Below are 16,949 nucleotides of genomic sequence, written 5' to 3'. Positions count from 1 at the left end.
GTCCCTCCGACGGCCGCTGGCGAAACGCAACAGTCGTCTGCATCGCAAGCGGCCCAAGCCTCGAAGCAGCCGACTGCGAAGCAGTCCGCGCGTGGCGCAGCAAACAAGAAGGGCGGCGGGTCGTCGTCGTAAATTCGTCGTTTCGCGCCGCCCCATGGGCTGACGCCGTGTATGCGATGGATAAGGACTGGTGGGACATGTACGGCAGTGAAGTTAAAGCCGCGTGTGCCGGGGCTCGCGTTACCGTTGCGTCCGGCGTCAAGGATGTGGAGCGGGTCCGGTGGGATTTGAGCAAGAACTCAGGTGCTGGCGCGATTTTGCTGGCGGCCCACTGGGGGGCTTGTTCCATTCTGTTGTTGGGCTATGACGTCCAACGAACACACGGTCGAGCACACTGGCACGGAGACCATCCGAAGGGCCTAGGCAACGCCGGATCGTTGGAACACTGGCCGCATCATTTCGCCAACGTGGCTGCGCGCTTGCGCAACACGCCGGTCATAAATTGCAGTCGGCAGACTGCGCTCTCTTCGTTCCCCAGGCGCACCCTGGAGTCATGCCTTTCTGAATGAGGCCTAAACGGCGGCGCATGAGCATCATCAAACTGGAAGTCGTCAAGCAGGATCTGCGAGTAATCCATGACGCGGACGACGACATGCTGCAAAGGCATCTCGACGCCTCCGAGCGGGAGGCCATCCATTTCATGAATCTGGCGGCATTGCCGATGCAAGACGTGCAGTCCTCAGATCCTGATGGTGCGGATGTCGAACCTGACGTCGTTACGGCAGTCTCTATTCTCGTTCGCGGCAAGTACGAAGCCGCGACGGCTTCGGAGATCGACGCTCTGCGCAGGTCTGCCGAAACGCTTCTTATGCCGTATCGCGTCGGTCTGGGAGTCTGACGTGCTTGGTCCGAGACTGAGTCAGCGAATCCGGATCGACCAAAAGGCGGTCACGCAGGATCCAGAGACCGGCGCGGTATCGACGACGTGGGCTTTGTTTCAGGACGAAGTGCCAGCGGAGTTTAAGGCCGGTCCGGGGCGTGAGTTTGCCGCGTCTGGCACAGTGCATGCCGAAGCCGATGGACGATTCATCATTCGCTACCTGCCGGGTGTGACATCGGTCATGCGCGTGTTCTGGGATGGGCAAGTATGGTCGATCATCGCGCCGCCGATCTTGGATCGAACCGGGCGCCACGACATGACGCTGATGGTGAAGGCTGGCGTACTCGATGGCTGACACCAGAACACTCCACGGCTTAGACGGCACGCTGGCGGCGCTCAAGAGCCTGCCGGCCGAGATCGTCTCGAAACGTGGCGGACCGGTGAAGACGGCTTTGCGCAAGGGGGCCGTCGTCATCCAGAAGGAGGCGCAGCGCCAGGTCCGCGCGATCGTACGGAAGCCCGACCCTGATCACTACGTTTCCACCGACCTGCTTGCACAGTCGATTGCGGTTCGGCGTGATCCGAACCCCCAGCGCAGTGGTGCGAACGAGCGCTATCGCGTGCTCATCAGCCGGAGCAAGAAGTATGTGTATCCGGAAACGCTTCGCGAGAAGCACCAAATCAAGACGATCATGACGGCTCGATACCTGGAATTCGGCACCGAGCAGCGTGCGCCAACGCCTTGGATGGCTCCGGCGTTCTTCGCCGCTCGTGAGCAGGCGTTGAGCACAGTGGTCTACGAATTGAATCAGGGAATCGACAGGGTCATTCGGCGGCTGTCGAAGTCCAGTCAAGCATAAGGCGAGCGGACGTGTACCCGAAGGTATTCAAGGCGCTCTCAGCGAGCGCGGCGGTCACTGACCTTGTCGGAACGTCGCCCGTACGGGCGTATCGGCATGGCAGTGCGCCCCAAGGTGTTGCTTCTCCGTATCTGACTTTTTCGTTCCCTGGCGGCGCGCCTGAGAACGCGCTTGAAGGCGCGTGTGCAGATCAGTTTCGCGCGCAGGTCGACTGCTGGTCCAAAGACGATGCCGAGGTTGAGTTGCTCGCCGCCGCAGTTCGTGCAGCCTTGGAGCCGTACGCCCTGTGCGTCGGGTATGTGGCCGACGAGCGCGACGCTCAGACCGAGAAATATCGAATCTCCATGGTCTTCGATTGGTGGTTGCCGCGCTGACAGTAACCGAATTGCTTTGTACTAAACCGCCTCCAGGCGGTTTTTCTTTTTCTGGAGCCGAGAATGGCCGCTGAAGAAATCATCAAGTCCCAAGGGACCGAACTCTACTTCGTCAAGCCGACGGCCCATACGGTCGAGCGCGTCGTATGTGCTACGTCGATCTCCGGGCTCGGCGGTGCACGTGACCAGATTGATATCACGTGCCTCGACAACACCGGCGACCGTGAATTCGTGGCAGGTCTCGGTAACCCGGGGCAAGTCTCGGTGGCGTTCAACGTCCACAAAAACGAGGTTGCCCACGAAGACCTGCTTGCATTGAAGGACAGCGGTGCAACCGTGTCGTGGGGCATCTATTCGTCCGACGGGACGACGGCGCCGACCGTCGACAGCAACGGCACTTTGCAGCCGGTCACTGGGCGCGCTTCGGCGATCTTCGAGGGGTATGTGTCGGATATCAACATCGACATCCAGGGCAACGACATTTGGAAGGGCACGATCACGATCCAGCGCTCCGGCAAGGTGTCGTTCGACCTGAGCACGGTGTGAGGTGAGCATGCTCGACAAATCGTTTTTCGTAAGCCCCGAGGTCGTCGGCAAGGACGTCCAACTCAAGGACGGCTCGACGCACAAGCTGTATTTCCGTCGCGTGTCGTCCTATGACTACCAACGCTTCCTGAACTGCCTACGATCTCCCTCGATCGACGATCGCGGGATGGCGTATCACGTCCTTGTCGCGGCCAGCCTCTGCGATGCCGATGGCAAAGCGGCACTCTCGCTTGAAAAGGCGAAGGACCTCGAAGAGGGCGTGCTGGAGCGTCTGTTTGCTGTCGCGCTCGAACTGAACAAGCGCCAGGAGGACGAACCGGGAAACGCATAATGGCCCGGGGCGAGGAATGGCTTTGGCACGTTCTGGCGCTGGCTCTCGGTGGCCGCACGGTCGCCGAGTGGAAAGCGGCGATGGGCGACCAGGAATTCCAGCGCTGGGCCGAGTTCTACCAAGCATGGCCGTTTGACGACTATCACCGGTTTCACAGGCCCGCAGCACTTATCGCGGGCGCTATGGCTTCGGGCGACGACCCGGAAGACACCATGCGCAAGCGCCTCGAATGGTTGCAGCCGAGTGCCGCTGAAAAGCCGAAACACACCCAAGCAGATATTGACATTTTCCGCGCAGCGGGGCGCCGAGTATGAGCATTGGAACGATCACAGTCGATCTTCTCGCCAAGACCGGCAGCTTTGAGACGGACGTAAACCGTGCCGCGAAGCTTGCCGAGAAGCGAGCCAAGGAGATCGATGCAGCGTTCGCACGCCTGGGCGTCGGAATTGGCCTCGGGCTCACTGCTGCCGGTGGCGCTGCCGTACTGATCGGAAAGAATGCGATCGATCAGTTGGCCGCTCTGGATGATGCCGCTCAGAAGACCGGCGCATCAGTGGAGAACCTGTCGAAGATCCAGCAGTCGACGATGGCGTTCAACCACAACTTTGACGAAGTGGATAGCGCCATCGGCCGCCTTGCGAAGGGGATGGCGACTGTCGATGATGAGTCGAACAAGACCAATAAGGCGCTCGCGGCGCTGGGTGTTGCGGCAAAAGACGCCGGGGGAAGCCTCCGCGACCCTGCGCAGGTACTGATCGACGTCGCTAAGAGTCTTCAGAACTATCAAGACGGTGCAGCTAAAACAGCTCTCGTTACGGATCTGTTCGGAAAGTCTGGCGCGAATCTGCTGCCGGTCCTGAACGACATGGCCGATAGCGTCGACAGTTTCACCGGTGCGACGAAGGAGTCCGCAGCGCAGGCAGCAGCGTTACAGGACAATGTTAGCAAGCTGACGGGGCAACTGAAGACGCTCGCGCAGGAGGTCGTGAGCGACGTGCTGCCGACGCTCAACAGCCTCTTCGATACTCTTCAGAATATTCGGAAGACGTCTTTGACTGGCTGGCTATTGTCGGACGGTGCCGAAAATGATGATCCCGGCAAGCGCTTGCGGGAGATCGGGGCTCAGCTCGACACACTGCGTGAGCAACGCGACGCGCTCGACCCGTCCAAGGGCACCCGGAACAAGGTCAACGAATTCCTGTTTGGGGATTTTCGCTCGGTCAGCGCTCAAATCACCCTCCTAGAGAAGCAGCAGTCATATCTCAAGGCGCGTCAGCAAACGCTCGCGCTCGCTGCCGGTGGAGGGGCTGACCAAGTTGACCGCAAGGTCAATGGCACCAAGCCAGTTCTCGATTATACGAGCGGTCGGGAGAAGACGCCGAAGGAAGCGAAGGACAAGAAGAGCGAGGCTGATCGCTACATCGAAAGCCTGCAAAAGCAGGTCATTACGGTGCAGACCCTGACGAGCGCTGAGGAAGCCTTGGCGATGATCCAGTCCGGACGGCTCGGCACCGTCACGCAGGCGCAAAAGGATCAGATCCTAACGGCGGCCACGCTAGTTGACCTTGCGAAGGACGGCGTCGAGCAGGAGCGCCAGCGGCAGGAGTTGATCTCCAAAGGCAAGAAAGTCTACGAGGACACACTGTCGCCGTTCGAGCGCATGCAGAAGGATTACCAGGAGCTGAATGTCCTGCTGCAAGGCGGCTTCATCGACGCTCAGACGTATGAGCGTGCAGTCACTCAGGTACAGAAGAAGTTCGACGAGCTGACTGACAAGTCCAAGGAGGCACAGAGCGAACTAGATGAGTTCGCCAAAAGTGCCGCGCAGAACATCCAGTCTTCGTTCGCCGAGTTCCTGTTTGATCCGTTCAAGGATGGTCTCGACGGCATGTTGAAAGGCTTCCTCGATTTCCTGCGGCGTGCCGTCGCAAACGCAGCCGCCGCGAATCTCTCACAGGCGCTCTTCGGTGGCCTATCCGGCGGAGGTATCGGAGGTGGCTTGCTTGGAGCAGCGTTCACGGGAATTCTCGGCGCATATGGTGATGCCACTGGCACAACGGTCGGCGGCGTCTACGGGCCGCAGACGCAAGCCGGTCTCGATGACCTTATCTCGCAGGTCAGCATGCGTGCTTCCGGCGGCCCCGTGACGGCGGGAAAGCCGTACATCGTCGGTGAGAAGCAAGCTGAACTGTTCGTGCCAAGCACCTCAGGAACGATCCTCCCGTCGGTGCCGAGCGCCGGTGGCGTATCGGTAAGCGTTGTCACGAACGTGGATAACTCAGGAAATGCCGCTTCGCAATCTGGCGGGGACTCCGATCGAACGGGGCGGCAGCTTTCTCAGGCGATCCGATCTGCCGTTGTCGACGAGATTTCGCGACAGCAGCGGCAGGGAGGTCTTCTGTGGCGCGCTCGCACTGGGGGCGGCTGATGGCAATTGAAACGTTCGATTTCTGCGTCAAGGTTGGATCATCGGGAACCACGAACTTTCGCACTCGTAAGGCGCAGTTTGGTGACGGGTATGAGCAGCGCGTGGGTGATGGGCTGAACACATCGGTTGCGTCATGGACCGTAAATAGCACGAACACGAAGGAAAAAATCCAGCCGCTCAGGGACTTCTTGGACCGGCATCAGGGCTACAAGTCATTCTACTGGACGCCGCCCCTTGGCGTGCAGGGCCTCTTCTACTGCGAGACGTTCTCCATATCCGGTGAGGGCAACCAAGTCTTCACGATCAGCGCAACGCTCCAGCAAACGTTCGCTCCATAAATGACGAAGCAAACTATCAATCTTGGGACGCCCCCGGGTGGCACCGACGGCGATACAACCCGCTCTGGGTTCACGAAGACAAACGCGAACTTTGACGAGCTGTATTTGAGAGAGCAGGGAAAGCTGACCAAGGACGTCGGCGGCGCAGGGACAATTGCCTTGACTGATGCTGACGCCCTCGCCGGCGTCATTGATTTGTCTGGCGTGCTGACGGGGGCAAGAGTCGTCACAGTTCCGCCGTCTCCCCCACAACGCTACCTTGTAAGAAACAGCACGACCGGCGCCTATGCACTCACGTTTAAGACTTCGACTGGCTCGACCGCAGTTGATATTCGACCCGGCCAGACGGTGAGCGTGTATTCGGACGGGACAAACATTGTCGACCCGTCAGCCTCGATATCTGGTCGCTTGATTGGTATTCGGACATTCACATCGAGTGGTACATACACACCCACACCAGGCACTACGAGCATTGTCGTGCGAGTTCAGGGTGGTGGCGGAGGTGGTGCCGGTAGCCCAGCCACTGGTTCCGGCCAAAACTCTAGCGGAAGCGGCGGTGGTGGTGGCGGCTACGCAGAACATCGATTTACCTCGGGATTCTCAGGTGCATCGTTCGTTGTGGGTGCGGCCGGTTCCGGAGGGACGGGCGCAGCCGGTGGTGCTGGAGGGACGTCAAGTTTCGCGGGGGTTTCGGCACTGGGTGGTTTGGGTGGCGTTGTGGGGGCACCTGGAGGCGTCGCTTCATATGCGATCCCCGCTGCTGGCGGCGGTGCATCCGGCGGAAACATTGCCAACGTAGCGGGACAACCTAGCACCCCTGTTTCTGTCATCGTTACCGGCGGCATCAACTTGGGTGCTGGGGGCTGTTCTCATTTAGGCGGTGGCGGTCTCAGCACCATCGTAGGGGCCGGAGTTGCTGGGACGGGGTACGGCGGGGGAGGCGGTGGGAATGTCCAAGGCCCGTCTTCCGGCGCGCTCAGTGGAGGAATGGGCGCACCAGGGGCCATTATTGTTTTGGAGTATTCGTGATGAGCCGCTATGCAATCATCGTCGACGACGTCGTAGTGAACGTCGTCATTTGGGATGGTGAAACGCGATGCGCGGACATTCCTGAGGATGCCGTCGAGCTTCCCGAAAGTTCGGCGGTTGCTCCTGGCTATACCGTCGAAAGCGGAGTGTTCGTCGCCCCGCCGACACTCGACCTTCCGCTGCTGCTTCCTGCGCAATGAGTATCACCGCCGACATTCAGACGCTGGAGCCGGGGGCGCTTGTTGAGCTTTTTCAACTCGACGCGACGGAGCAGCATGGTGACGTACTGCGATTTCACGGGCATACGCAGTTCGGCCCGATCTGGTGGCAGGGCAACGAGTTTTCGCCTTGGCCGATTGAGGTTGAGGGGTTTGCGCGAAGCGGAGACAGCCAGCAGCCGACGCCCACGCTTTCCGTGGGCAACATCGACGGCTCGATAACGGCGCTATGCCTCTTTCTTGACGACATGGTTGGCGCGAAGCTGACCCGCTTCCGCACGCTCGGCCAATACCTCGACGCTCGCAACTTTCCTGAAGGCAACCCGACCGCAGATCCGGATGAGCAGCTCCCCCCCGAGCTCTGGTACATCAATCAGAAGACGGAAGAGACGAACGAATCGGTCACTTTTGAGCTGGCGAGCGCGCTCGACTTCAATGGCGAGCAGCTTCCGCGCCGTCAGATTGTCGCGAACGTCTGCGTGTGGCTCACGATCGGTGGGTATCGCGGTCCGTATTGCGGCTACACGGGCGCGGCCTACTTCGACAAGAACGACAACCCGGTGGCCGATCCTTCGTTGGATAAATGCGGTGGCCGCGTCTCGTCCTGCAAGTGCCGTTTTGGTGAGAATAACGAACTGCCGTATGGCGGATTTCCGGCCGCAGACCTGGTGCGCACGAGCTGATGAAAGACAGAACCCTGAATGCGATTCGCGAACACGCGGCGCAAGAACATCCGCGCGAAGCCTGTGGCCTCGTAATAGTAGCGAAGGGGCGCGAGCGCTATGTGCCCTGCCGTAACCTTGCGCAGGGCACGGAACATTTCGTGATGGACCCGCAGGACTACGTAACCGCCGAGGACGCGGGCGACGTGATCGCGGTCGTGCACTCGCATCCAGATGCCCCAGCGACACCCAGCGAGGCCGATATGGTGAGCTGCGAAGCAACTGGCCTTCCGTGGCACATCCTGTCGTGGCCAGCGGACGACTTCCGCACGATCGAGCCGAGCGGCTACCGGGCTCCGCTCGTCGGTCGCACGTTCGCGCACGGCGTGTTGGATTGCTGGTCGCTCGTTCGGGATTTTTACGCCCGAGAGATGAAAATCGAACTGCCGGATTTCGAGCGCCGTGACGACTGGTGGGCGAACGGGGAAAACCTCTACATGGATGGCTACCCGAAAGCTGGTTTCGTGCACCTGAACCAGGACGCGCCGGAGAATGTCGGCGACGTGATCCTGATGCAGCGGCGCGCCGACGTGCCGAATCACGCGGGCGTGTACATCGGGAAGGGGCTGATGCTCCACCATATGCACGGACGCCTGTCGACGCGCGAGGTGTATGGCGGCTACTGGCGGGAGATCACCCGCTGTGTTCTGAGGCACAAAACCCTGATAGGGTAAGATTCCCGGCAAGAATCAACTGTTGGGGGTCCAATGAAACACGCTCGTTCGTTCGCTGTCGCGGCGCTTGCGCTCTTCATGAGTGCATGTTCAACGACGCAGATTCCAGCGAGTAGCGCTGAAAAGGTTCCGGCTGAGTGGTTATATGCCTATCAGAACAAGACCGACAAGATGTCGGCGTCAATCGTCGTTACTCGTGACGCAGGAAGAAATGGGGCGGGGTGTCCGATCGGGTTCTTGATCGATGGCAAAGTCGCGGCCCGTATTGATCCTGGGCAAACGGCAAGATTCTACGTTGAGCCGAAAGAACATATCTTGGGCATAGGTCCGATAGCTGGCGGCGGACTTTTCTGCGGTGTGTCGGCGCCAGACATGCGCGAGATTGCCGCGACTGTAGCAGCGGCCGAAGAAAAGAACTTCAGAATCTCAATCAGGTCCGGAGAGGATCCATCTTTGGAGCCGACGTCCGTACGATAGAAGCGACATCGTCTTGGGGCCCGCTGATAGCGGGCCCTTTTGTTTTGGGAGAGTGTTAGTGGAGAAGATCAGAACGGTTCGCCTATACGGAAAGCTGGGTGCGAAGTTTGGCCGCGTGCATAGATTCGCCATTGGGAGTGCTCGCGAAGCCATCCGAGCGCTGTCGAGTCAGATTAAGGGGTTTGAGGCTGAATTGGCTGGAAGCAAAGCGGCCGGCATTGGATACGCCGTTTTTGTGGGCAAGCGCAATCTGACGGCAGATGAGTTGTCGCTTCCACCTGGGGCCGACGATATTCGCATCGCTCCGGTCATGACCGGAGCCAAACGAGCAGGACTCTTTCAGGTTCTGTTGGGCGGCGCTTTGTTGGCACTCTCATTCTTTCAGCCGCAGTTCCTCGGCCTTTCTGCAAAAGCCTTCACCACGATGGGACTGCTCGGGGCTTCCATGGCGCTCGGCGGGGTTGTGCAGCTTCTTTCTCCCCAACAGGTCGGCCTCTCCGTGAAAGACAGTCCCGATAACGGGGCGAACTACAACTTCAACGGCCCTGTGAACACGCAGGCGCAGGGCAACCCGGTGCCTGTTCTGTATGGCCGAATGATTATCGGCGGCGCTGTGATCTCGGCTGGCATCTACGCCGAAGACCAAGCATAAGCAGCATCGAATCCACTGTAACCCCGCCGAGCGCGGGGTTTTTGCTTTTCTGGGGCGCATGAAATACATCATTGGTTATGGCGGCGGGGGTGGGAAGGGCGGTGGCGAGAGTCGTACCCCGACTGAAAGTCCCGATAGCCTGCACTCGATCGCATACGCGAAGGTGCTTGATGCGGCGTCCGAGGGTGACGTTGTGGGGCTGGTCAATGGAATGCAGAGCGTTTTTCTCGACAGCACGCCGCTCGTCAATCCTGACGGGACAGCCAACTTTCAGAACGTCAGCGTTGACGTGCGGACCGGTACGCAAGACCAGGCCTACATTCCAGGGTTCCCTTCGGTGGAAAGTGAGACGTCGGTAGGTGTCACGCTGACGTCTACGACGCCGTGGGTTCGGGCGGTCAGCAACTCGCAGCTGTCCGCCGTCCGGATCACGATGGCGGTTCCGGCGCTCTCGCAGGCGAACACTAGCAACGGCGACATCACCGGCTACCGGGTCGAGTACGCAATCGATCTGTCTACCGCAGGCGGCGCGTTCCAAGAGGTCTTGTCTTCGGCGTTCGACGGAAAGACGACGTCCACTTACGAGCGAAGCCACCGCATCAACCTGCCCGCGTCGACCTCTGGCTGGACGGTGCGAGTGCGCCGAATCACGCCGAACGCGAACAGCAGCACGATCGCTGATACGACGAACATCGAGAGCATCGCCGAGATCATCGACGCGAAGCTTCGCTACCCGAATACGGCGCTTGTAGGCATTCAGGTAGACGCGCAGCAGTTCAAGAGCATCCCGACTCGGTCGTTTGACATGAAGGGGCGCATTATCCGTGTGCCGTCGAACTACGATCCGGCGACGCGCGCCTACGTTGGATCGTGGGATGGCACCTTCAAGACGGCGTGGACGGACAATCCGGCATGGGTGTTTTACGACCTAGTGTTGCATCCGCGCTATGGCCTAGGTCATCGGGTAAATGCCGCTCAGATCGACAAGTGGTCGCTGTACCAGATCGCGCAATACTGCGATGAGCTGGTCGACGATGGCAGCGGCGGCCAAGAGCCTCGCTTCACCTGCAACTGCTATCTGCAAGTGCGTGCTGACGCCTACAAGGTGTTGCAGGATCTTGCGACGGTATTTCGCGGCATGGCTTATTGGGCGAACGGCAACGTCGTGGCCGTGGCCGACATGCCCGGCGATCCTGTCTACAGCTTCGCGAACGCGAACGTCGTCGGTGAGTTTACCTATACGGGAACGAGCTGGAAGGCCCGGAAGACGGTCGCTCTGGTCACGTGGAACGATCCGGCTGACTTCTACAAGGCGAAGGTCGAGTACGTCGAAGATCAGGACGGTATTGCGCGTTATGGCGTTCAGCAGACAGAGACGACGGCGTTCGGCTGCACCAGCCAAGGGCAGGCGCAGCGTGTCGGCCACTGGACGCTCCTGAGCAGCCGCTTGGAGACGGAGTCTGTGTCTTTCTCCATTGGGCTCGAAGAAGCTATGGTGTCGCCGGGTAGCGTCATCAGCGTTGCAGACGGTTCGCGCGCGGGGCGGCGCATCGGCGGACGAGTCAAGTCGGCAGCGGGCACGACGGTCGTTCTCGACAAGGTCGACCAGATCGCACAGGGAGACGCGCTGACGGTTATCTTGCCGAGCGGAACCCGGCAGACACGCACTGTGCAATCGGTGGTTGGCAATGCCGTTACGGTCACGGCCAACTGGACGGAGGCCGTGCAGTCGCAAGCGGTTTGGATTGTAGAGAGCACGCAGTTGAAAACTCAGCTGTTCCGCGTGCTGAGCATCGCGCAGGGCGAAGGCCTGCAATGGGATGTGAACGCGATCCAGCACAACCCGGACAAATATGCGGCCATCGACAGCGGCACGCGATTGCAGCAGCGGCCGATCAGCGTCATCCCTCCGTCCGTGCAGCCGCCCGCCAAAGATGTTGTGTGGGACTCGTATTCTGTCATCGCGCAGGGCATCGCGTCGACGACCGGCGTTATCAAGTGGATACCGGCTGACAAGGCGATCGCTTACGACGTCGATTGGCGGCGCGACAACGGCGAATGGGTGAAGGCTGGCCGGACGGGCTCGCAGAGTCTTGAGGTGCCGAACCTGTACGCTGGCAAGTACGTTGCGCGCGTCACGGCTCTCAACGCCCTTGAGGTGCCGTCGATCCCCGCCTACTCGGTGGAAACGGTCCTGAACGGCAAGACGTCGCCACCGCCGACCGTCACGAGCCTGATGGCCACAGGCATCGTCTTCGGCATTCAAATCAACTGGGGATTCCCGACGGGGCCGCTCGACGTCGAGCGCACGGAGGTCTGGTACAGCCTGACGAATGATCTGTTCACGGCGATCAAACTGGCTGACTTCGCATTCCCGCAGAACACGCACACGATGATGGGCCTGGCGGCCGGCGCGACGTTCTACTTCTGGGCGCGCCTGATCGACAAGTCCGGCAACATCGGCGCGTGGTATCCGGCCGGTGGCGGCGTGAGGGGACAATCCAGCGCAGATGCAACCGAGATTCTCGATTATCTGAATGGCAAGATCGGCGAGACCCAGCTTTCGCAGGACTTGCTGGAGACCATAGCAACGATCCAGCCGCCGTTTGCCGGCAGCACCGAGGATTACGCAGGGTCGATCAACATCTATGCCGGCGTGCTTTCGGTGCAGTCGCTGATTCAGGACGGCGATCGAGCGGTTGCACAACAAGTGACCACGTTGCAGGCGACGATCGGCGAAAACACGGCACTCGTGCAGACGACCGCTCAGGCGATGGCGACGCTCGACGGTAAGGTCTCGGCTTCGTACCAGATCAAGGTGGGAGCCACAGTCGACGGAGTGTATTACGGGGCCGGTATGGGCATTGGGGTCAGCAACGAGACGGGGCCGACGCAGTCGCAAATCTTGTTCCTCGCCGACCGTTTCGCTTTCCTGAATCTGATCAACGGCCAGACCAGCACGCCTTTCGTGATTCAAGGCGGTCAGACGTTCATCAACCAGGCATTCATCGGCACCGGCTGGATCACGAACGCTATGATTGGCGATTACATTCAGTCGAACAACTACAGCGCTGGTCTGTTGGGATGGCGCCTGGACAAGTCCGGATCTTACGAGAACAACGGCGTAGGCGGAAGTGGTCGGCGAGTTGAAACCAACAACAGTTCGAAGTGGTACGACTCGAACGGAACGCTACGCATCCGCATGCAGGTTTGAATGCCGGTATTTGAACTCTATAACCCCGACGGCTCATTGCAGCTTGATCTTTCGAAACGATTGTCGAGAAAGATCGGGCAGGTTGCCGTGACCGGCAGCGGGTCGTTCTCCGTATCGGTATCGAACGCCAACTGCCGTGTGTGGGCCTTCTCAAATGTGAGCGGCAGCGCTGTCGGGACTGTAGTGTCATTGCGCACTAGCGGAAACGTCGTGAGCTACTCGGTATATAGCCCAAGTGGGGCGACTGTAACGGTGTTTTACGGTGAATATTGATGGCGTTGATCGAGGTAATTAATGACTCCGGTTCCGTGCTGATCGACGACAATTTTTCAAGCTACGCCATTGTCACGAAAGGTACTGCGAGCACTTCGTTTTTGGGGGCAAATAACCAGTTCGACCACTACAGCGCGGGCATGACGCAAGGTTGCGGTGTAGTGGTGAGTTGCCCTGACCCGGGATCCGGTGAGTGCTTCATGGCATTTCGTTCGACCGGGAACGTCGCGATGAAGTATCAGTGGCGATCCGGCGGGACGATGTTCTTTTTCCTGTCGTCAAACGCACCTGCCTCCGTCGCGTACTACATCTTCGCCCCAGCCAACCTCGTAGGCGGAAACGGAATTCTCCAGCTGTTCAACGCTGCTGGTCAAAAGACATTCGATAGCGGCCTGCAATATTCGCGCGTGACGGACTTCGTGCAGGTTTATTCGCCGGACCCTTCGGTGTTGCCACCTCCGTATATGGACGGCCCCGGTTGGCCCATGCCATGGGCAACTTCAAGAGCGTATGACTCGTCGCGGACCTATGCCGTCGCTCAAATCGAACAACAGGACTTTTGGGATAGAGACGGACGGGGGGCATCTACAGCGACGATAGCGAATCGTGTTGTCGGATGCCGGATGTCTGGGTCGACCGCCGTATTCGACTACTTCCTCGGGCGATTCGGGACCGACATCAGCTTAGGAGACTATGACGCTGCGGGCTCTCTGGGTGCCACGTTCATGGTCATTGATGTCACGGGCTATTGATGGGGCGTCTCTACAGGGCGCACGCGGCAGCAACGAGGCCAATTGCCGCAATTGCGGCTGCGAAGGCCAGACAGGCGAAGAAATCGAAGTTCATGTGACACCTCCGGTCATAGATCGGCTACGCGAGCCGCCTCACGAAGGCGGCTTTTTCATTTCCAGGGAGGGCGCGGGGGCGCTCAAGGGACGAACCAATGGCAGAACCAACATCGGGTGCCGTGGCGGCCGCAGTGGCCGTGGTGGTGAAGGTGCTTCCGGGGGCTGTCGGATCGCTGATTGCGCTCCGATTCATCGGTGAAGGGCTGACGAAAAAGCAAAAAGCGGTGTCGTTCGCGGCCGGCGCGGCGATGTCCTACTACCTCAGTCCGCTGCTCGTGATGTATTTCGCGATCACGGACGCCGGCGCACAGCAGGCGTTTGGCTTCTTGATGGGGCTGTTCGGTCTCGCGCTTGCGAAAGAAGTGTTCAAGGAAATCAACGATGCCGACCTGATCGGGGCTCTCAAGCGGCGACTCTTCGGAGGGCTCGAAAAATGATCTGGGTGTCGGTGTTCTTCATTGCGAACGTCATCGTGCTGGCCGGATGCATCTGGCTGGCACTGAGTGACGCGATCAAAACGGGTTTCTGGGGGACGACGGGCTTTTCCGCTATCGGCCTGGCGTCTGTCGGAAACCTCTTCAAACCCGTCTGGATGCGGCATGCAATCGATGGACCGGAAGTTCTGATGCTTGTTGGGCTTGCGATCGTCTCGATTTGGCTGATGGCGCGGAAGGCGTACTGGATGAGTAAGGGGAGGGGGCATGGCTCGCATTGACGTGGTCACAGCTGGTGGCCAAAACGTGTGCGCGTTCCTCGACATGCTGGCGTGGTCAGAATTCACGTCGCGCATTGCCGGGGCGGATGATGGTTACAACGTGATCGTCGGCGGCGGACTGTTCAACGGTTACGCCGACCATCCGAGGAAATCGGTGTGGATCAAGCGCTTCAACGTGTGGTCGACTGCGGCCGGCCGATACCAACTGCTCTCGCGTTACTTCGACGTGTACAAGCAGCAGTTGGCGCTCCCAGACTTCTCGCCGGTCAGCCAGGACAAGATTGCGATCCAGCAGATTCGTGAGCGCGGCGCGCTGGCCGACATCAAGGCGGGAAGGATCGAGTCAGCAATTTCGAAGTGCCGGAATATCTGGGCGAGTCTGCCCGGTGCTGGTTACGGTCAGGTCGAGCATGCGCTTGAGCCGTTGCTTCAGCAGTACGTGAAAGCCGGAGGTGCAATGTGACGTGGCTCGATCCTCGCGTTTGGGGTGGGCTCCTCTTGGCCGTCGTTATTTCTGCCGGTTTCGGTTACGTCCGAGGGCATTCCGCCGGCGTCGCTGCCCAGAAGGCCGAGCAAGCCAAAGCCGTGCAGGAATGGCAAGAGAACGCCGATACCGCCTACGGCATGTACCTCGAAGCGCGAGACAGGAAGGAAGTCCAGTACCGGACCATTACGAAAACTGTGGAGGCCGCCAAGAATGCGACGCCTGATATTGTTGACTGCCGCACTGGCGATGACTGGATGCGCATCTTCCGGGACAACGCTGCCATTGCCAATGGCACAGCCATGCCCGCCGGTGTTGGAGGAGCCATCCGGCCCGACGCTCGCTGACCTCCGGCAGTTCGGGCTGGATTTACAACGCCAAGGCGGAGAATGCCGGGACCGTCTCCAAGCACTGTTGCAGTCGATCAACGGCAGTCGCTGAGCGCTAGGTTCTACCTGCATAGCGAATAAAACTCAAATATTGCCAATGCAGGTAGAAATTATCATTTCGATAGAAAAGATAATTAGCGCGATCATTTATCAGGGGGGCGATACATGTGCGGCAGGTCTCCCGTCGATTCACGGTTGTCCCCGAGCGCTGACTTCAGCCATTCAAGTGCGATGAGCGTGCCGCCGACTTCCTCACGCCATGCCTGATTGATGATGACGTAAAGCGTCTCTACCCTCCGAATCACTGCCTCTTTGCGAAGAACTTGCTCCCGCCGGAATACCAATTCTTCAAGCGCCTGGCGCACACCTGGATCCTTGTTGGTGAGCCATAGGCTACGCAACTGATCAATCGTCAGGTCGGATCGGCGCGGATGTAACGGCACGGCGGCCTCCCTCGTGGTGCTGGTGAGGGAGGTAAACTAGCATAAATACTGTATAAAAACACAGTTATCTTGACGAATTTATGCCTTCTTTCTCCAACGGTGAGCTCGTTCGGATTCATATTTCTGGCGAAGTTCAGTGCGCCGTACTCGTTCTGAAAATTCGAACTGACGCATTGCCATAGTCTCCATCAGGCCTTCCTCAGATCCGTATAGCGACCACGCATTAAGGTTGAATTTGTCGAGTGTCCCCAAAGCCACAGACCTTTCCGAGGCCGGGAGCTCGAACTTGAACAAGATGTCCTGCCCCTCCACCTGTCCCATTGCGGACTCATGTTGAGCAAAATGCCAGTCGTCGCCCACGAACGCACGACACATTGTGTATTCAGCTTGCTGAAGATAATGCCGCCTATGGGTTCTGGCATATGGACCAAGAGTTGCGATGGTTGGGCCAATTGGCGAACTGGCCTTTCCGGAACCTACGGATTCTAAGTAGGCGTAAATGGCAACGTCATCGGTCTGATCCTGTGCGCAGCCTGAGAAAGCAAAAAATGCCGCAATATATGGTGAGCGACTCCAATCCAAAATTGGCGAGGGGAAGCCGTGATGCCGAAGGTACAACATGTATTCATAGGCGGGCGGCGCGCTCGGGATGGAGGACTCGAGAGCGTCTTTGATTTCGTGAGGAGCAGGCATTTCCCATGTTGTATGACTGGCCGATTCGATCTCATATCGTGCGCCGAATATTGCGTCGTAATAATCGGAAAAACGAATAATCTTTACTGGATACCGTTCGAGTGTCGTAGATAGTTCAAATCGCGCGTTTGACTGGCCACGAAACAGCAAATGTGGAAGATGCCGACCGCTGAGACTACGCTCCAACTCGTCATAAACTGACGAAAGCTCCGATAGCTTGGTTTCGAATTCCCTCCAATTTTCCATCTTCATTTCTATCGTCGTGCTTGCACGTTGTACAAGCTGCTTGGTAATTTCGGGGGCGGTCATTTCCGTGTTTTGCATGTAGTCAATTCGGAATCAGAATGATAGCCCCGTAGCG

General features: G+C 58.9%; 21 protein-coding genes. 19 read left to right on the top strand and 2 right to left on the bottom strand.

Going from position 1 to position 16,949, the window contains the following annotated elements:
• The first annotated feature begins 586 nt into the window (after positions 1-586).
• From PAN31117_RS15475 to PAN31117_RS15385, 19 genes are all read left to right on the top strand, one after another.
• Positions 587-898: a head-tail connector protein gene (locus PAN31117_RS15475; protein WP_174990977.1), complete on the top strand. Its 312-nt coding sequence runs from the start codon at positions 587-589 to the stop codon at positions 896-898.
• A gap of 1 nt (position 899) precedes the next feature.
• A complete protein-coding gene (locus PAN31117_RS15470) occupies positions 900-1,235 on the top strand; it encodes a head-tail adaptor protein (RefSeq protein ID WP_174990976.1) in 336 nt (111 codons plus the stop codon).
• A complete protein-coding gene (locus PAN31117_RS15465) occupies positions 1,228-1,740 on the top strand; it encodes an HK97 gp10 family phage protein (RefSeq protein WP_150738954.1) in 513 nt (170 codons plus the stop codon). Before PAN31117_RS15470 ends, PAN31117_RS15465 begins: the two co-directional genes overlap by 8 nt.
• Before the next feature lie 11 nt (positions 1,741-1,751).
• On the top strand, positions 1,752-2,114 hold the full coding sequence (locus PAN31117_RS15460; RefSeq protein ID WP_174990975.1) for a DUF3168 domain-containing protein: 363 nt from the start codon (positions 1,752-1,754) through the stop codon (positions 2,112-2,114).
• A gap of 63 nt (positions 2,115-2,177) precedes the next feature.
• Positions 2,178-2,660, top strand: coding sequence for a phage tail tube protein (locus PAN31117_RS15455; protein ID WP_150738952.1), 483 nt, complete (start codon positions 2,178-2,180; stop codon positions 2,658-2,660).
• A gap of 7 nt (positions 2,661-2,667) precedes the next feature.
• On the top strand, positions 2,668-2,991 hold the full coding sequence (locus tag PAN31117_RS15450) for a hypothetical protein (RefSeq protein ID WP_150738951.1): 324 nt from the start codon (positions 2,668-2,670) through the stop codon (positions 2,989-2,991).
• Positions 2,991-3,305: a phage tail assembly protein T gene (locus tag PAN31117_RS15445; protein WP_150738950.1), complete on the top strand. Its 315-nt coding sequence runs from the start codon at positions 2,991-2,993 to the stop codon at positions 3,303-3,305. The genes PAN31117_RS15450 and PAN31117_RS15445 overlap by 1 nt, the downstream gene beginning before the upstream one ends.
• Positions 3,302-5,419, top strand: a complete 2,118-nt coding sequence (locus tag PAN31117_RS15440; RefSeq protein WP_150738949.1) for a phage tail tape measure protein — start codon at positions 3,302-3,304, stop codon at positions 5,417-5,419. The genes PAN31117_RS15445 and PAN31117_RS15440 overlap by 4 nt, the downstream gene beginning before the upstream one ends.
• The gene (locus PAN31117_RS15435; protein WP_150739120.1) at positions 5,419-5,757 is read left to right on the top strand and encodes a phage tail protein; all 339 of its coding nucleotides are present in this window, start codon (positions 5,419-5,421) and stop codon (positions 5,755-5,757) included. The genes PAN31117_RS15440 and PAN31117_RS15435 overlap by 1 nt, the downstream gene beginning before the upstream one ends.
• 1,028 nt (positions 5,758-6,785) lie before the next feature.
• On the top strand, positions 6,786-6,986 hold the full coding sequence (locus PAN31117_RS15430) for a hypothetical protein (protein ID WP_150738948.1): 201 nt from the start codon (positions 6,786-6,788) through the stop codon (positions 6,984-6,986).
• Entirely contained in the window at positions 6,983-7,687 is a 705-nt protein-coding gene (locus PAN31117_RS15425; RefSeq protein ID WP_150738947.1) for a phage minor tail protein L, read from the top strand. Before PAN31117_RS15430 ends, PAN31117_RS15425 begins: the two co-directional genes overlap by 4 nt.
• Positions 7,687-8,400, top strand: a complete 714-nt coding sequence (locus PAN31117_RS15420) for a C40 family peptidase (RefSeq protein WP_150738946.1) — start codon at positions 7,687-7,689, stop codon at positions 8,398-8,400. The genes PAN31117_RS15425 and PAN31117_RS15420 overlap by 1 nt, the downstream gene beginning before the upstream one ends.
• A 535-nt stretch (positions 8,401-8,935) precedes the next feature.
• On the top strand, positions 8,936-9,529 hold the full coding sequence (locus tag PAN31117_RS15415; RefSeq protein ID WP_370855762.1) for a tail assembly protein: 594 nt from the start codon (positions 8,936-8,938) through the stop codon (positions 9,527-9,529).
• A 58-nt stretch (positions 9,530-9,587) separates the two neighbouring features.
• Positions 9,588-12,743 carry a TipJ family phage tail tip protein gene (locus tag PAN31117_RS15410; RefSeq protein WP_150738944.1) on the top strand — a complete coding sequence of 1,052 codons (3,156 nt, stop codon included), beginning with the start codon at positions 9,588-9,590 and terminating at the stop codon, positions 12,741-12,743.
• A 272-nt stretch (positions 12,744-13,015) separates the two neighbouring features.
• Complete coding sequence (locus tag PAN31117_RS15405) at positions 13,016-13,768, top strand: hypothetical protein (protein WP_150738943.1); 753 nt, start codon at positions 13,016-13,018, stop codon at positions 13,766-13,768.
• Positions 13,769-13,959: 191 nt separating this feature from the next.
• Positions 13,960-14,301 (top strand): holin, encoded by a 342-nt coding sequence (locus PAN31117_RS15400; RefSeq protein ID WP_150574533.1) that lies wholly within the window; start codon positions 13,960-13,962, stop codon positions 14,299-14,301.
• Positions 14,298-14,579, top strand: a complete 282-nt coding sequence (locus PAN31117_RS15395) for a holin (RefSeq protein ID WP_246189107.1) — start codon at positions 14,298-14,300, stop codon at positions 14,577-14,579. The genes PAN31117_RS15400 and PAN31117_RS15395 overlap by 4 nt, the downstream gene beginning before the upstream one ends.
• Positions 14,566-15,042 (top strand): glycoside hydrolase family 24 protein, encoded by a 477-nt coding sequence (locus PAN31117_RS15390; RefSeq protein ID WP_150738942.1) that lies wholly within the window; start codon positions 14,566-14,568, stop codon positions 15,040-15,042. The genes PAN31117_RS15395 and PAN31117_RS15390 overlap by 14 nt, the downstream gene beginning before the upstream one ends.
• 35 nt (positions 15,043-15,077) lie before the next feature.
• Complete coding sequence (locus PAN31117_RS15385; RefSeq protein ID WP_246189106.1) at positions 15,078-15,410, top strand: hypothetical protein; 333 nt, start codon at positions 15,078-15,080, stop codon at positions 15,408-15,410.
• A 185-nt stretch (positions 15,411-15,595) separates the two neighbouring features.
• On the opposite strand, the gene PAN31117_RS15380 is transcribed toward PAN31117_RS15385, so the two are convergent.
• Positions 15,596-15,895 (bottom strand): hypothetical protein, encoded by a 300-nt coding sequence (locus PAN31117_RS15380; RefSeq protein ID WP_150738940.1) that lies wholly within the window; start codon positions 15,893-15,895, stop codon positions 15,596-15,598.
• Positions 15,896-15,973: 78 nt separating this feature from the next.
• Positions 15,974-16,912: an FRG domain-containing protein gene (locus PAN31117_RS15375; RefSeq protein WP_150738939.1), complete on the bottom strand. Its 939-nt coding sequence runs from the start codon at positions 16,910-16,912 to the stop codon at positions 15,974-15,976.
• Positions 16,913-16,949 lie beyond the last annotated feature (37 nt).

This window comes from Pandoraea anapnoica, from assembly GCF_902459765.1.
Lineage (GTDB): Bacteria > Pseudomonadota > Gammaproteobacteria > Burkholderiales > Burkholderiaceae > Pandoraea > Pandoraea anapnoica.
The sequence above is the reverse complement of the archived record's forward strand: the minus strand, read 5'-3'. Positions and strand labels throughout refer to the sequence as shown.

What these genes read in the sequence shown, in the direction of transcription:
- PAN31117_RS15475 (WP_174990977.1), top strand. Translation starts at nt 587, where the DNA reads ATGAGCATCATCAAACTGGAAGTCGTCAAGCAGGATCTGCGAGTAATC.
- PAN31117_RS15465 (WP_150738954.1), top strand. Translation starts at nt 1,228, where the DNA reads ATGGCTGACACCAGAACACTCCACGGCTTAGACGGCACGCTGGCGGCG.
- PAN31117_RS15455 (WP_150738952.1), top strand. Translation starts at nt 2,178, where the DNA reads ATGGCCGCTGAAGAAATCATCAAGTCCCAAGGGACCGAACTCTACTTC.
- PAN31117_RS15450 (WP_150738951.1), top strand. Translation starts at nt 2,668, where the DNA reads ATGCTCGACAAATCGTTTTTCGTAAGCCCCGAGGTCGTCGGCAAGGAC.
- PAN31117_RS15445 (WP_150738950.1), top strand. Translation starts at nt 2,991, where the DNA reads ATGGCCCGGGGCGAGGAATGGCTTTGGCACGTTCTGGCGCTGGCTCTC.
- PAN31117_RS15440 (WP_150738949.1), top strand. Translation starts at nt 3,302, where the DNA reads ATGAGCATTGGAACGATCACAGTCGATCTTCTCGCCAAGACCGGCAGC.
- PAN31117_RS15435 (WP_150739120.1), top strand. Translation starts at nt 5,419, where the DNA reads ATGGCAATTGAAACGTTCGATTTCTGCGTCAAGGTTGGATCATCGGGA.
- PAN31117_RS15430 (WP_150738948.1), top strand. Translation starts at nt 6,786, where the DNA reads ATGAGCCGCTATGCAATCATCGTCGACGACGTCGTAGTGAACGTCGTC.
- PAN31117_RS15425 (WP_150738947.1), top strand. Translation starts at nt 6,983, where the DNA reads ATGAGTATCACCGCCGACATTCAGACGCTGGAGCCGGGGGCGCTTGTT.
- PAN31117_RS15420 (WP_150738946.1), top strand. Translation starts at nt 7,687, where the DNA reads ATGAAAGACAGAACCCTGAATGCGATTCGCGAACACGCGGCGCAAGAA.
- PAN31117_RS15410 (WP_150738944.1), top strand. Translation starts at nt 9,588, where the DNA reads ATGAAATACATCATTGGTTATGGCGGCGGGGGTGGGAAGGGCGGTGGC.
- PAN31117_RS15405 (WP_150738943.1), top strand. Translation starts at nt 13,016, where the DNA reads ATGGCGTTGATCGAGGTAATTAATGACTCCGGTTCCGTGCTGATCGAC.
- PAN31117_RS15400 (WP_150574533.1), top strand. Translation starts at nt 13,960, where the DNA reads ATGGCAGAACCAACATCGGGTGCCGTGGCGGCCGCAGTGGCCGTGGTG.
- PAN31117_RS15395 (WP_246189107.1), top strand. Translation starts at nt 14,298, where the DNA reads ATGATCTGGGTGTCGGTGTTCTTCATTGCGAACGTCATCGTGCTGGCC.
- PAN31117_RS15390 (WP_150738942.1), top strand. Translation starts at nt 14,566, where the DNA reads ATGGCTCGCATTGACGTGGTCACAGCTGGTGGCCAAAACGTGTGCGCG.
- PAN31117_RS15375 (WP_150738939.1), bottom strand. Translation starts at nt 16,912, where the DNA reads ATGCAAAACACGGAAATGACCGCCCCCGAAATTACCAAGCAGCTTGTA.